Below are 15,539 nucleotides of genomic sequence, written 5' to 3' on the forward strand. Positions count from 1 at the left end.
ATTATCGAAACATAATTCATATTATCAATAAATTATCTAATTATTTTGACTTACACAACCTTAAATATATCATAATTTGCACTTTTTTTCTATTATCTTTAAAATTATAGTACAATAACTTCTATTTTAAACTATAACCTATTATTCCTTATTGCAACTAGGCTTATACCTATACAAGTAAAGAAGAAAGTGATTCCTTATACATTACATATTGAAGATGTAATGCTCTAGTTAAAGCTACATATAGCAACTTTTTATCTAAGACTTCATTCCTATACATATCTTCATCACAATTATAAACAATGGTTGCGTCAAACTCTAACCCCTTGGTCATATAGCTAGGTATAAGTAAATTATCTATATCTAATTTACTTTGACTCTCTTCTATCAGTTCCCATTTATATTTGGACTCCTTCTTAAGCCTTTTATGTAATTCCTTGCATTCAGTATAGGTTTTGCAAATTATAGCTACAGTTTTTTTATTCTTACTATATATTTCTTCTAATAAAGAATCAATAACTCTTATTTCTTCATCTTCTTTAGCATTAATAACCCTAGGTTCATCTCCATGTCTTAATATAGGAAGAGCTGGTTTTATATTTAACTTTTGCTTTTCTAATACCCTGTTTGCAAACTCTATTATTTCTACTGTAGACCTATAGCTTTGGGATAAAGTTATATAAGTGGCATCTTCGCTAAATACCTTTTCTACTAAGCTTTCCCATGAGTTAATTCCTTTATAATTATAGATTCCTTGCCCTAAATCCCCAACTATAGTCATGGAGTTATTCTTCGATATTTCTTTTAATACATTAAATTGCATAAGACTATAATCTTGTGCTTCATCAATGACAGTATGAATATAATTCTCTCCTACTACTCCTTCTAACTTCAATTGTAAGTATGTTAATGCCGTTAAATCATCGCAGTCTATATTTTTAGTGGCAATATTATTATTTATTTCATCTCTCATATAGTCAGCTAACTTTTTAGGTAAGCAATTATCTGTTACAGATGAAAATGCTTCTTCATCATTATATAGATTTATATAACTATCTACTACACTTATCTTCTTCCAACTACCAAAGAACTCCTTTAATGCCTTACTCCCTTTAGTTTTTAGTCCTGCTATAAGCTCATCTCGTTCATCATAGGTTTTAATTATCTCTTTTCTCTTATCTTCCTCTGATATGTCTTTTCTATCCTTTATATCTTTTATCTTAAAAAAGTATATATTTTCTATCTTTTCTTTAATTTCTTCTATTCGGTTTTTCAACTTACCTTTAAAGTATTTATTTATTTCATCTTTTCTTTTGTTAATAGGTAAATTTTCTAAATCCTTTATATATAGTCTTTTTATTTCCTTTGCTGAAAATAAAATGTATTCATCTACTAATATATCCTCTACTTCAGAACTCTTTCTTTCTAAATATTTTATAAACCTATCCATAATGGTTTTATAGGTCATTGTCCCTTTTATCTTGCTAGATGCAGTAATGTATTTAATTTCTTCCTCATCCTTACATTCCATTATATGTGCAAGCTTTTTATCCTTAGTTATTATTTTATATTTAATGTTTAAAATTGCACTGCAAAGTTCCTCAAAGGTTGACTGTTTTACATTACTAACTCCTAAGTTTGGTAATATATCTGATATATAGTCTAAAAATAATTGGTTTGGTGCAACTACTAGTATGTTTCTATTGTTCATTTCATCTCCATAGGTATACACTAGGTAGGCTAATCTATGTAATGCTACAGTAGTCTTTCCTGACCCTGCGGAACCTTGAATAATTATTGGTTTATTTTTATAGGCTCTAATAATTTCATTTTGTTCCCTCTGAATTGTATTTACTACATCCTTAAGCTTTTTACTCATATTTTCTTCTAGATTTATCTTTAAAAACTCATCTACTAGTTCTTCTCCATCTTCTGATACTGGAACTATTAACTCATTTACTCCCTCATCAAAGATATTTACTATTTTTCCATCTTTAACTTGGAATTTCCTTTTTAATAATAGTTCTCCTTGAATTTCTCCCATGGGGGCAGTATAAGATGCTGCTCCAAAAGTTCCACTATAATATAAATTGGCAAGAGGTGCTCTCCAATCAATGACAACCTCTTCGTTTTTAACTTCATCTATAAGTCCAAACTTACCAATATAAAAGCTTTCTACATCTCTTATCTTTTCCTTGAAATCAATTCTTGCAAAGTATGGATTATCTTTACTTTCATTATACTTATGCAAATCTTTATTTGCGAAGTCTTGAATATTTTGGGCTAAAATTAGCTCTGTACTAAAAGTACCCCTTGAAGATTTTTTAAGAGTTGCTACTTTCTTTTCATACTCTTCACACTTTTTCTCAGTGTTTAAAAGTTGTTCTTCTATCCATTCCTTAGTACTACTGAATTTCATTTCTTCCTTCAAAGTCTCTTCTCTATTAATTGTCATTGTTTTTCACCTCTCACTTCTTATATTTTTGAAAAAATATAGAGGAAAAACCCCTTGGATTCTCCCTCTTTGCTTATAATGTAATATTTTTTGCATTAATCGTATAATTTTCTAAGAGCTTATCATATCATAATGAAATATTTCTTTGTTTATGAGTTGCCTATATATTATACATTAAATTTTTACAAATTCATAGAAGTTTTTAAATATTTGTTATCTATTTAAGTTTAAATGTCTTAGGTGCTAATTTATAAACTAATATTAATGCTATAATCATATATATTACAGTGAATATGATTACTCCTATACTAAACATATAGGAAGAGCTATCAATTCCTGAACACATATAACAAACTACATACATTACTGTATTAATTCCTCTGAATAGTGGACTTTTAACCTCTAAGTTAGCAGTATATGGCTGAATTATATAATATATGGCTAAATGATGTATAGAAAAAAAGCAAGCCAAGGCTATTATACTTAAAAATAAATAACTTAATTCTAATATTGCCTTAGGGTCTCCAGATGCTATTAGTATGAAAATTATACAACAGCAAATTACTAAAGCAGGAAGAATATTAAAAACAACTACCCTTTTTAACCTAGATTTAAAATTAGAAAATATAGCTTCTCTTTGTCTATAGTATCCATATCTAAGTAAGCTTATATCACAATTAAAAAACATAGCCTTACAAATTCTTTCTGTAGTAGATAAAAAGTACATTACAAATATCCAACTAGAAGTTTTATTCTTGAAAAAATCTATAATACCCCCTTTATCACTTGGTTTCCACAATACAAATCCAATGGCAACTATTGTTACTATAAGGCTTCCTATAATTATATATTTTGAAGACTTTGATAAAAGTTTTTTGTATCTTTTGAAAAATATAGCATTAAGATATTCATAGCCTTGCTTATTTTCATAGATATTGGAATTCAAGTCTTCTACTTTTATCTTCTTCTCGTTTATTTCTACATCTTTAAACTGAACATCTTTTACTAATTTCTGTTTCTCTAAAATATTATCCTTAGTGCATATAATTTTACTAATATCCTTAAACCTTTTGTATTTAAAGATATATCTAAGAGATAAAACTGACAATAAAAATAATAGGATAATAATCCTGTAATCATATATCCACCTATGAAGTCCTATATTAACATGAAAAAATAAAGGAACATAGGCTAGTAAAGGACAAATAATCACCAATGTCCCAATAAATATATCCATATTTGATATCATCTTGTTAAACCTACTAAATACAAATAAATGTATAAACTCCCATATGAACCTAATGAGTATAAACTCAAAGGTCAAAATTAATCCCTTTACTGGAGAAAACAGTACCATCATCACGGGAGTAAAATGTATAAAAGCTAAAATTCTGGTATAAACCATTTCACTTATAAAGTACTTTTTAGCATCCACCCTCATTAATCTTATCATGTTGAAAGGTTTTTCATCTCGTGGTATTAAAGTAGTATTTATAATGGGTCCTAGAATAAAGCTTAAAATAAAAAATATTTGAAGAGCTACTTCCTGTAAATTTCCGCTTTCCTTTGAGAGGTACAGAGCAGGAAGTGCTATCATCACACCAATATAAACAGCTTTTTTAATAAAGCCAAATAAAAAAGACATTATTTCAAATATAATTCCAAGAGTAATTTTAGCCTTTGTTTTACTGTAAAAACTCTCTGGAACTTTTTTACCTATTAGCGGAATCCTCTTGATGAAATATATGAATGTATTTGCACCTTGTACAAAGGAGAATTTGTATGTATTAGTAAAAGTTCTAATCATAATTGTCCTCCTTTAAAATTTCCATGATGCTTTCCTCAAACTTTCCACTTCTTATAAGTTCACTTGGAACTTGCTCTAATATTCCATGATTAAGAACTACTATTTCATCACATAAATCCATGGCAAGTTGTAATATATGGGTTGAAAATATAATTATATGCTCACTCTTTATTTCCTTTAATAAATTTTTAATTTCTAGTGCCACAATTACATCAAAAGAACTTAATGGTTCATCTAATAAAATTACCGGCGGTCTACTTATTAAAAAGCATAACATCTGGAGCTTGTTCTTCATTCCGTGAGAATAGGTTTTAATTAATCTATGACTATCGACCCTAGATATTTTTATGATATTTAAATATTCCTCTACGGTCTTAATATCATTAATCTTATCCTTATTTATATCTATATAGAATTTAACAAACTCATAACCTGTTAAAAACTCTGGTAATACTGGATCTGCAAAAACAAATCCTATATTAGAATAATCTAACTCTCCTTCATTACCCAATCCATTCTCTAAGATGACTTCCCCTGAATCTTTGCTTAGCTCTCCACTTATACAATTAAATAAAGTAGTTTTACCTGCACCATTTCTTCCTAATAGGCCATATATCTTTCCTTTTTCAAAGGTAAAAGATGCTCCTTTTAACACCACTTTATTTTCAAAACTTTTTTGTATATCCTTTAATATTAACTCCACTTTTCTCCCCCTAATCTTCTCAAACCCGCATGGGCAGAACAACTATTTTCCTATATAAATATTTATATAGGAAAATTTTTTCATATATCCTATTAACTATTAAATCACATATTTTACAAATTATCTATTTAAAATTGTAGGTTATTATGAAATAATAGGATAAAGGTTATTCTTATATTATAATTTTCTAAGTAATAACTTAGAATCAAGAATAAATGTTAACTAAGCTCGTTTATGAACATTTTACTTTTAAGGAGTTGTATTAAATGGAGAATTTAGAGAAATTTCGAAACTTTATGAAATCTAGCTTTTCAACAGAAGAAGATGAAGGGGAATATGAGTTATCTGATCAACAAAAAAAATTACCTCAACCACCTTTACAAAAACCATATGATGAAAATGATAAAACTATAGACTTGCCTGAGGTAACAGATAAAATTTTAGTTAGATCTAATATCCTAGACATTATAAATCAAAGGGAAAGTCATCGTAAATTTACTGATGATAATCTAAGCTTAGAGGAGCTATCCTTTCTTCTTTGGTGTACACAAGGTGTAAAAAAAGTTACTGCTAATAACTATGCAACCCTTAGAACCGTACCTTCTGGTGGTGCTCGTCATCCCTTTGAGACATACTTAGTAATAAATCACATTAAGGGCATTAAGAAGGGCTTATACAGATACCTTCCCTTACACCATAAATTACTTCTTATATTAGAAGATTCTACTTTATCATCTCAACTTTCTGATATAGCTTGTGAACAAACCTTTGTTGGCGATAGTGCCGTAACCTTTATATGGAGTTGTATTCCCTATAGAGGCGAATGGAGATATCTAGATGCTGCCCATAAAGTTATGCTACTTGATGCAGGTCATGTATGTCAAAACCTTTATCTTGCTTGCCAAGCCATAGATTGTGGTACCTGTGCTGTAGGAGCCTATGACCAAAAGCTTATAGATAAATTTCTTGGATTAGATGGCGAAAATGAGTTTGTAGTTTATGTAGCTCCCGTTGGTAAAGTAAGTAAATAGTTCAAAAATAGTATACCATATTTAACAAAGTCTAAAGGATAGCTTAAGTAAAATTTAAGGTGTCCTTTTTATATAAATCAACCATAATTATTAATCATAATTGACATTTATAAGGTGGCATTAATACTTTCTTTCTACATATAAAATGTATCACAATTTAGTATATTGAAATAATTCTATATTTTCTTTTAATATATTCAAAGATATTTAAATAAAATTCAACTTATATTTGACATAAAATTATTATGATGATAACATTTATTAGTACTAATAAGATTTAAACTGTATTTAAATACATATTTATTATGAAATATTAATTAATTCAGCTTATCTCTCTAGGATCATTATTCACATGAATTTATATATTAATTACCCATTTTAATTTAAAATGGCTAATTTTTCTGCTTGATATATCATAATATTTTTTGTATCATATACAAGGTTAATACATAGGACAAATCCAATTGAGGTATAGGTTAAACCCTTCACTTCAATTGTTAAATAAAATTAAATAAGAATATATAGGGGGACTTTATTATGAACAATCTTATCTATGTTTGTATAGTTGCTGGATTGCTTGCTTTAATCTCTGCCTTTTTACTACTATCAAAAATTAATAAAAGTAGTGAAGGTACAGATAGAATGAAAGAAATCGCTTCAGCTATCAGTGAAGGTGCTACTGCTTTCTTAAAGGCAGAGTACAAAGTATTAATCATTTTCTGTGCTATTATTTTTGTATTAATTGGTGTAGGAATAGGTAGCTGGGTTACAGCTGTTTGCTTCTTAGTTGGAGCATTATTCTCAACTCTAGCAGGTTATGTTGGTATGCATACAGCTACTAAAGCCAATGTAAGAACTGCTGAAGGTGCTAGAACATCTGGTATGAGTAAAGCACTTTCAATTGCATTCTCTGGTGGAGCTGTTATGGGTCTGTGTGTTGTAGGTCTTGGACTACTAGGAGTAAGTGTAGTTTACTTTTTTACAAATAATATAGAAGTACTTACTGGATTTAGTTTAGGAGCTTCTACTCTAGCTCTTTTTGGACGTGTTGGTGGTGGAATATATACTAAGGCTGCTGACGTTGGAGCTGACCTTGTTGGTAAGGTTGAAGCTGGTATACCTGAAGATGATCCACGTAACCCAGCAGTAATCGCTGATAACGTTGGTGATAACGTTGGTGATGTTGCTGGTATGGGTGCAGACTTATTTGAATCATACGTTGGTTCTATCATATCTGCTATTACACTAGGTGTAGTTGCTTTTGGATTAAAGGGAGCTATTTTCCCACTTATAATATCTGCAGCAGGAATTTTCTGTTCTATAATAGGTATTGTGCTTGTAAATAATAGCAAAAGCCAAAATCCACATAAAGCTTTAAATAGTGGAACTTACTTAGCTAGTATATTAGTTGTTATATCTTCTGCTGTACTTAGTAAAAAATTCTTTGGAGATTTCTTACCATTCTTCGCAATAATTTCTGGAATTATAGTTGGTTTATTAATTGGTAAGTTAACAGAAGTATACACTTCAAGTGATTATAGATCAGTTAAGAAAATTGCTGAACAATCTGAAACTGGTTCTGCAACAACAATAATATCTGGACTTGCTGTTGGAATGGAATCTACAGCTCTACCTATAATATTAATTGCTATTGCTATACTAGTTGCTTATTCATTCTCTGGATTATACGGTATTGCTCTTGCAGCTGTTGGAATGTTATCAACTACTGGTATTACTGTAGCAGTTGATGCTTATGGTCCAATTGCTGACAATGCTGGTGGTATTGCAGAAATGTCAGGACTTGATTCATCAGTTCGTAAGATTACAGATAAATTAGACTCTGTAGGTAACACTACAGCTGCTATGGGTAAAGGCTTTGCTATTGGTTCTGCAGCTCTTACTGCATTAGCATTATTCGCTTCTTACTCTCAAGCTGTTGGATTAACTACTATCGATTGTTTAAATCCTAAAGTAATTGTTGGATTATTAGTTGGAGGTATGCTTCCATTCTTATTCTCAGCATTTACAATGGAATCAGTTGGTAAAACAGCTAATAAAATGATTGTTGAAGTTCGTAATCAATTTAAAACTATTCCTGGTATTTTAGAAGGTACAGGAAAACCTGACTATAAAAGATGCGTTGAAATTTCAACAGCTGCAGCATTAAAAGAAATGATGCTTCCTGGAGTTATGGCTGTAGCTTCACCATTAGTAATTGGTATATTACTTGGTACTGAAGCTTTAGGTGGACTTTTAGTAGGATCTCTTGTTTCTGGAGTTATGCTTGCTATCTTCATGTCTAACTCTGGTGGTGCATGGGATAACGCTAAGAAATACATTGAAGAAGGTACTCACGGTGGTAAAGGCAGCGATGCTCATAAAGCTGCTGTTGTTGGAGATACTGTTGGAGATCCATTCAAGGATACATCAGGTCCATCAATCAACATATTAATAAAACTTATGACAATTGTTTCTTTAGTTTTTGCTTCACTATTTGTTTCAATAGGTGGACTTTTATAGAAATCTAATTATAAGTTAAAATATTAAACCTCTTATTCTAGAATTATAATTCTAGAATAAGAGGTTTTTTCAATTAAATATCTTGATTTCTAATCTAAAAATTCTCCATCATATTCTTCTAAGAAAGAATGTTTTTGTCCATCCTTTTGCCAACCTAAAATTGCATCCATATTTACATTTTCAGCAGCCTTAAATATAGATTTATCAACATCTTTAAAATTCTTTTTCATTTCTTTTATCATATCCTTTATTTCATGTCTCTTGTTACCAATCTTCTTTGCTGCGACCATGCATGCACAGTTAAGAGGCCATATACCACTGCTTTGTATAAAGTTTTCTATATAACTTTCCTCAACATAATAAAGAGGACGTATAAGCTCTAATCCTTTAAAGTTGGTTGCTTTAAGTTTGGGAAGCATAGTTTTAAAAGTTCCTCCATAAAGCACATTAAGCATTGTAGTTTCAATAACATCATTAAAGTGATGTCCTAATGCTAGCTTATTGCATCCAAGCCTTTCAGCTTCAGAATATAATGCACCCCTTCTCATCCTAGCACACATATAACAAGGATAATCCTTTGCTATCTCATCTATAATGTCAAATATTTTTGAATCAAAGGTATGTATTGGTATATTTAAATAATTACAATTATCCAATAAAAGCTCTTTAATCTGTGGATGATATCCTGGGTCCATAGCAATAAATTCTAATTCAAAATTTACTTGCCCATGACGTTTTAACTCTTGAAATAACTTAGCCATTATTATACTATCCTTACCTCCAGATATTCCAACAGCTATCTTATCTCCTTCTTCTACTAATTTGTATTCTCTAATAGCCTTAATAAATTTAGACCATACTGATTTTCTATATTTTTTAATTAAACTTCTTTCTATTTCTTCTAATGGCTTTCTTTCATTAAAAGGGACTAATATTTCACAACCTTCTCCTGCTACACCACTCATTTATTTCACCTCGTATATTTTTTAATATATGTACTTTACATATTTCTAATATTAAGTTTATACTTTTACACTATAAACTTACTTTGATATTATAGCACCTTTATAAATTTTTGTCTTGGTACTTCAATTAAATTAAATACCTATGTCTAGGTATAATACAAATATTAGTCAGCTTAAATTTTCATTTTATAAATACATTTTTTTAAATATTAAACTTGTAACTACTTTTAATACTATAGAATACTATAAATAGATAAACAATTTTTAGGAGCTGTAAGTTTATTAATGGGTAACATAAATATGTATAGGCAGGCTAACCCATGTAAAGACGCCTACCTTAGTGAAGATTATATAAGTCTATTTGTTCAATATGATAGAGATCTTGTTAGTGAACTTAATGACATAGAATACGCCTGTGCTTTTAGAGTATCTGATATAGACTATATTGTGTCTGTAAGAACTATTAATTATGATGATTTTATCCGCAACTTTAAGGATAAATTCACCATAGATGTTAGTTTTCCTTATACTTTATCAGCTGTACAACCAATAGATGCTGCTAATATAACACAATTTCATGGAGAAACATTTTTAAATCTTACAGGAAAAGGTACAATAGCTACAATTATAGATACTGGAATAGATTATTTAAACCCTCAATTTCAATATCCTGATGGTACTACAAGAATTGTGGCAATATGGGATCAAACCATTGAAAGTAATGTAGCTAATAATGACCCTATAGCCTTTTTTGGCACTATTTATAGTCGTGAAGATATCAATAGAGCTATTCAGACATCTATTCAAGGTGGAAATCCATATGACATAGTTCCTTCAAGAGATGAGTTAGGTCATGGCACAAATATGGCTGGTTTAGTTGGGGCAAGAGGATTGAATGGCGTAATAGGTGGGGCTCCTGACTGTGAATTTCTAATTATAAAGCTTAAAGAAGCTAAAACTAGCAATCTTAAGTTGGTAGGAGTTAATAATAGAAGAAGTACTCCAATTTTTGAAGGTATCGATATTTATCTTGCCACAAGATTTACTATAAATTATAATGATGTAAACTTATTAAAACCTATGAGTATTTTATTATCTACTGGAACAAATTGGGGTGGTCATGAAGGTTTAACTTCCATAGAGCAGGACATCGATTTTTTTTCAACTAGAAAGGGTCTCGTGTTCGTAACTAATACTGGAAATCAAGGTGCTAGTTTAACTCACGTCTCTGGTAGGTTTTTAAAAAGCAACTCTCTAGAGATTATAGAGTTTATTGTAGGCTTAAATGAGGATAACTTAGTTCTTATGCTCTGGATTCAAAGGCCAGATAAAATATCTATAGCTATAATTTCTCCTAGTGGAGAAATCGCCGAACCAGTACAACCTGAACTAGTAGGTACAGAGTTTGAACAAGTTAACCTAATCCTTGAAAGCAGTGTAATTAATATAGCCTTTACAAGTGCTGAATTTGCTAGTGGAAATGAATCTGTATATATAACTATAACGAATCCTAAAGATGGACTTTGGCAACTACGGCTTAAGGGAGACTATATAGTTAATGGTGTCTACAATATGTGGCTACCTCAAAGACCTCTTATACAGTTAACTACCAGGGTAATTAATCCTAGCCCTTATACTACATTGCAAGCCCCAGCCAACGCAAGAAAATCTATAACAACATCCTTCTACGATCAAAATAATAACACCATAGCTGTAGAATCTGGTAGAGGATTTACTGCTGACAATAGAATTAAGCCTAATTTAACTACTGGTGGTGTTATGGCCTTAACCACTGGACTTAATAATGAAACCATTTTACTTACAGGAGGTTCAGTAGCTGGTGCAGTACTCTGTGGTGCTACTCTTCTTCTGCTAGAGTGGGGAATTGTCCTTGGAAATGACCCTAATATATATGGACCTACTGTTATTTCTTATTTCACCAGAGGTACTAGCAAAAGATCAGGTGATATATATCCTAATCCTCAATGGGGATATGGAATGTTAAATCTTCAGGGCTCCTTTGAAAATCTTAGATCATCTTCCCTGGTTAGAAATTCTAATAAATTCATTACCCCAGGAGAAAATCACCTTCCATTTAACTTTTCTATAAGAATTTCCAAACAATTATATAGAAAAATAGATGAGCTATATAAGGAGGATGTGTAATTTATGGATATTAAGAATTTAAGAGAAACAGCCCCACAAGTAGATATTCCATTACAATACAGTAGATTTACAGTTTACTATAGTGGAGATATAACTAGTGCTACTTCTTCCATTCCTCAAATCAACGTTGTAGTACTAACTCCATATATAGCAGCTATATTTGTAGAGCCTGGATATGAAAATTTACTTATAACTATACCTAATATTAATATAATTGAACCTTTCAATTACTATATACTTACACAACTATCACCCTTGGAAACTTCTAACATAATTCAATTCACCGAAGGCAACCCAATAGATTTAACTGGAACTGATGTAATTGTGGGTACCATAGATACGGGCATCGATTATTTAAATGTAGAATTTACTAGAGAAGACGGTACCTCTAGAATATTATCTATTTGGGATCAAACAGATAATACTGGAACGGCACCATCTGGAATTAATTATGGCAGTGTATATTCACAAGAACAGATAAATGCAGCTATTAAATTAAATATGGAGGGTGGTAATCCTTATTCCATAGTTCCAATGATAGACACTAATGGACATGGAACTCAATGTGCAGGTATAATTGGAGCTAGAGGTTATGGTGAAATTAAGGGCGCAGCACCTAATTGTGATTTTATAGTAGTTAAACTACTACCGACAAGAGAGTTAACAACTTCAATAGACCCGTCACTACCTACCATTCCAATTTATCGTAGTCCTGATATATCTACAGCTATGCTTTATCTCTTACAGCAACGTTATATATACCAAAAACCCATGGTAATATTTTTACCTATAAGTAGTAATCAAGGTGCTCACAATGGTACCAGTACTCTTGAAGAGCTCATTGACTACTACTCTTTTTCCTCTAATGTCTCCTTTGCCGTAGGCACTGGTAACCAGGGCAATTCAGAAACTCACGCCTCTGGTTACATTAATAACACTGGTGAAACTTCATCTGTTGAATTTTCTGTAGACCCAAATCAAAACGATTTAAATATATCTATATGGTGCACGTATCCAGATAAAATATCTTTGGGGCTAACATCTCCTAGTGGGCAAGTAATTTCTAGAGTTCCTGTAAAAATTGGTCTAACTACAACTCTTAATTTTTTATATGAAAATACCACTACTAGATTAATTTACTATTTCCCTGAAATTATATCTGGAAATCAGCTAATCTTCTTGTCATTTTCTAATATTGCCGCTGGTATATGGACTATAAATCTGTTCGGTGATTATATAGTAAATGGATCTTTTAACGTTTGGCTTGATCAAAGGCCTTTATCCAAGCCTGGTACAGCACTACTAAATCCTGATAATTTTACAACCCTTACCATACCTTCTACGAGTAATCTAGCTATTACTACTGCATTTTATAATCAAAATACCAATACTATAGGTTCAAATTCTGGAGTTGGATTCACCGCAAACAATAAAATAAAACCTGATTTAACCTGTGGTGGAATAAACGTATCAACTACAGGCTTAAACAATACTATCACAACTATTTCAGGTTCCAGTGCAGCCACAGCAGTATTAGCTGGTGCTATAACCCTATTTTACCAATGGGCTGTAACTGATGGAAATATTCCTATATTGTCTTCTGAAAGTATAAAAACTTTTTTAATTAGGGGAACTAGAAAAAGACCTAATGAAGCATATCCCAATGAATTTTGGGGTTATGGTATTCTCGATATGCGAGGAGTCTTTGATGCTATTAGGGGGATTTATGCTCAACAGGATCAACTTGCCCCCCCTATAGTTATAGAACCTAGGCCTGTTAGTCTTTCAAGATACTGTTATGATAATATAGAAACATATTTGCCTTACGATTTATTTAGAAGACTAAACTATACCAAGGAGTTTTTATTTTAATTGTAACTACTTTATATTGTTTAGATTAATATAGATAGATAAACATTTTTAGGAGATGTAATGTTATTTCTTATTAATTTCTCAATAATAGTTCCTAATCAATCATATAGAAGAATAGATGAGTTATATAAGGAGGATGTGTAATTTATGAATCTTAAGGATTTAAGGGAAACAACTCCACAAGTAGATATTCCATTACAATATAGCAGATATATAGTTTACTATAGTGGAGATATAATTAGTGCTACTGCTTCTATTCCTCAAATCAGCGTTGTAATACTAACTCCATATATGGCAGCTGTATTTATAGCTCCTGGATATGAAGATTTACTTATAACTATACCTACTATTAATATAATTGAACCTCCCAACGACTATATACTTACACAATTATCGCCTTTACAAACCTCTAATATAACCCAATTTACTGAAGGTAATCCTATAGATTTAACTGGCACTGGGGTAATTGTAGGTACCATAGATACAGGTATAGATTATTTAAATGTAGAGTTTACTAGAGAAGACGGTACCTCTAGAATATTATCCATTTGGGATCAAACTGACAATAATGGAACTGCCCCACCTGGAATTAATTATGGTAGCGTATATTCACAAGAACAAATAAATGCAGCTATTAACTTAAATAGGGAGGGTGGTGATCCCTATTCCATAGTTCCAAGGATAGACACTAATGGGCATGGAACTCAGTGTGCAGGTATAATTGGAGCTAGAGGTTACGGTGAAATTAAAGGTGCAGCACCTAACTGTGATTTTATAGTAGTTAAGCTAAGGTCTATAAGAGAGTTAACAGATATAACAGATCCGTCACTACCTGGCATTCCAATTTATCGTAATACTGATATGGCTACAGCTATGCTTTATCTCTTACAACAACGTTATATATACCAAAAACCCATGGTAATATTTTTACCACTTAGTAGTAATCTAGGAGCTCATGATGGCACTAGTGCTCTTGAAGAGCTCATTGACTACTACTCTTTTTCTTCTACCGTCTCCTTTGCCATAGGCACTGGTAACCAGGGCAACTCTGAAACTCACACCTCTGGTTACATTAATAATACTGGTGAAACTTCATCTGTTGAATTTTCTGTAGACCCAAATCAAAATGATTTAAATATAGCCCTATGGTGTGCCTATCCAGATAAAATATCTTTAGGGATAACTTCTCCTAGTGGTCAAGTAATTTCTAGGGTTCCTGTGAAAATTGGTCTAACTACAACCCTTAATTTTTTATATGAAAATACCACTACTAGATTAGTTTACTATTTCCCTGAAATTATATCTGGCAATCAGCTAATCTTCTTGTCATTTTCTAATATTGCCGCTGGTATATGGACTATAAATTTGTTCGGTGATTATATAGTAAACGGTTCTTATAACGTTTGGATTGATCAAAGGCCTTTATCTAAGCCTGGTACAGCACTACTAAATCCTAATAATTTTACAACCCTTACCATACCTTCTACTAGTAATCTAGCTATTACTACTGCATTTTATAATCAAAATACCAATACTCTAGGCTCAAATTCTGGAGTTGGATTCACATCAAATAATAAAATCAAACCTGATTTAACCTGCGGTGGTATAAATGTATTAACTACAGGATTAAACAATACCATCACAACTATTTCAGGTTCCAGTGCAGCCACAGCCGTATTAGCTGGTGCTATAACCCTATTTTATCAATGGGGTATAACTGATGGAAATATTCCTGTATTGTCTTCTGAAAGTATAAAAACTTTTTTAATTAGAGGAACTAGAAAAAGACCTAATGAGGCCTATCCTAATGAATTTTGGGGTTATGGTATTCTTGATATGGTTGGAGTGTTTGATGCTATTAGGGGTATTTACGCTCAACAAGATCAAATGGCATCCCCTATAGTTATAGAACCTAGGCCTGTTAGTCCTTCAAGATACTTTGATGATAATGTAGAAACTTTTCTACCAGTAAGTCTATTGAGTAGATTAAAGTATAATGAGTAGGCTCAAATTAATAAAA

9 protein-coding genes are annotated in these 15,539 nt (G+C 31.3%); 5 read left to right on the forward strand and 4 right to left on the reverse strand.

The window, feature by feature from the left end:
- Positions 1-169 precede the first annotated feature (169 nt).
- The 3 genes from helD to B2S02_RS11160 all read right to left on the reverse strand — a co-directional run bounded on the left by helD (position 170) and on the right by B2S02_RS11160 (position 4,965).
- On the reverse strand, positions 170-2,455 hold the full coding sequence (helD, locus tag B2S02_RS11150) for an RNA polymerase recycling motor HelD (RefSeq protein ID WP_346920708.1): 2,286 nt from the start codon (positions 2,453-2,455) through the stop codon (positions 170-172).
- Between the two features lie 217 nt (positions 2,456-2,672).
- Complete coding sequence (locus tag B2S02_RS11155; protein WP_346848777.1) at positions 2,673-4,262, reverse strand: hypothetical protein; 1,590 nt, start codon at positions 4,260-4,262, stop codon at positions 2,673-2,675.
- Positions 4,255-4,965: an ABC transporter ATP-binding protein gene (locus B2S02_RS11160; RefSeq protein WP_346848776.1), complete on the reverse strand. Its 711-nt coding sequence runs from the start codon at positions 4,963-4,965 to the stop codon at positions 4,255-4,257. Before B2S02_RS11160 ends, B2S02_RS11155 begins: the two co-directional genes overlap by 8 nt.
- A 266-nt stretch (positions 4,966-5,231) precedes the next feature.
- Here B2S02_RS11160 and B2S02_RS11165 point away from each other — a divergent pair, with 266 nt between their 5' ends.
- Together B2S02_RS11165 and B2S02_RS11170 are read left to right on the forward strand one after the other, a co-directional pair.
- Positions 5,232-5,996: a SagB/ThcOx family dehydrogenase gene (locus tag B2S02_RS11165; protein WP_346876328.1), complete on the forward strand. Its 765-nt coding sequence runs from the start codon at positions 5,232-5,234 to the stop codon at positions 5,994-5,996.
- 537 nt (positions 5,997-6,533) lie between these two features.
- A complete protein-coding gene (locus tag B2S02_RS11170; RefSeq protein WP_346848774.1) occupies positions 6,534-8,516 on the forward strand; it encodes a sodium-translocating pyrophosphatase in 1,983 nt (660 codons plus the stop codon).
- 89 nt (positions 8,517-8,605) lie between these two features.
- On the opposite strand, the gene B2S02_RS11175 is transcribed toward B2S02_RS11170, so the two are convergent.
- A complete protein-coding gene (locus B2S02_RS11175) occupies positions 8,606-9,481 on the reverse strand; it encodes a tRNA 2-thiocytidine biosynthesis TtcA family protein (RefSeq protein WP_346848773.1) in 876 nt (291 codons plus the stop codon).
- 285 nt (positions 9,482-9,766) lie between these two features.
- On the opposite strand from B2S02_RS11175, the gene B2S02_RS11180 reads away from it, so the two are divergent.
- The 3 genes from B2S02_RS11180 (at position 9,767) to B2S02_RS11190 (ending at position 15,523) form a co-directional block, all read left to right on the forward strand.
- Entirely contained in the window at positions 9,767-11,647 is a 1,881-nt protein-coding gene (locus tag B2S02_RS11180) for a S8 family peptidase (RefSeq protein ID WP_346848772.1), read from the forward strand.
- A 3-nt stretch (positions 11,648-11,650) separates the two neighbouring features.
- The gene (locus tag B2S02_RS11185; RefSeq protein ID WP_346876325.1) at positions 11,651-13,519 is read left to right on the forward strand and encodes a S8 family peptidase; all 1,869 of its coding nucleotides are present in this window, start codon (positions 11,651-11,653) and stop codon (positions 13,517-13,519) included.
- 147 nt (positions 13,520-13,666) lie between these two features.
- A complete protein-coding gene (locus B2S02_RS11190; RefSeq protein WP_346879101.1) occupies positions 13,667-15,523 on the forward strand; it encodes a S8 family peptidase in 1,857 nt (618 codons plus the stop codon).
- Positions 15,524-15,539 lie beyond the last annotated feature (16 nt).

The sequence above is a fragment of the Clostridium sp. UBA7339 genome (assembly GCF_002470865.1).
Lineage (GTDB): Bacteria > Bacillota > Clostridia > Clostridiales > Clostridiaceae > Clostridium_J > Clostridium_J sulfidigenes.

Bases quoted from the DNA above. Each gene is read 5' to 3' on its own strand.
- helD (WP_346920708.1), bottom strand. From the start codon at position 2,455: ATGACAATTAATAGAGAAGAGACTTTGAAGGAAGAAATGAAATTCAGT.
- B2S02_RS11155 (WP_346848777.1), bottom strand. From the start codon at position 4,262: ATGATTAGAACTTTTACTAATACATACAAATTCTCCTTTGTACAAGGT.
- B2S02_RS11165 (WP_346876328.1), top strand. From the start codon at position 5,232: ATGGAGAATTTAGAGAAATTTCGAAACTTTATGAAATCTAGCTTTTCA.
- B2S02_RS11170 (WP_346848774.1), top strand. From the start codon at position 6,534: ATGAACAATCTTATCTATGTTTGTATAGTTGCTGGATTGCTTGCTTTA.
- B2S02_RS11175 (WP_346848773.1), bottom strand. From the start codon at position 9,481: ATGAGTGGTGTAGCAGGAGAAGGTTGTGAAATATTAGTCCCTTTTAAT.
- B2S02_RS11180 (WP_346848772.1), top strand. From the start codon at position 9,767: ATGGGTAACATAAATATGTATAGGCAGGCTAACCCATGTAAAGACGCC.
- B2S02_RS11185 (WP_346876325.1), top strand. From the start codon at position 11,651: ATGGATATTAAGAATTTAAGAGAAACAGCCCCACAAGTAGATATTCCA.
- B2S02_RS11190 (WP_346879101.1), top strand. From the start codon at position 13,667: ATGAATCTTAAGGATTTAAGGGAAACAACTCCACAAGTAGATATTCCA.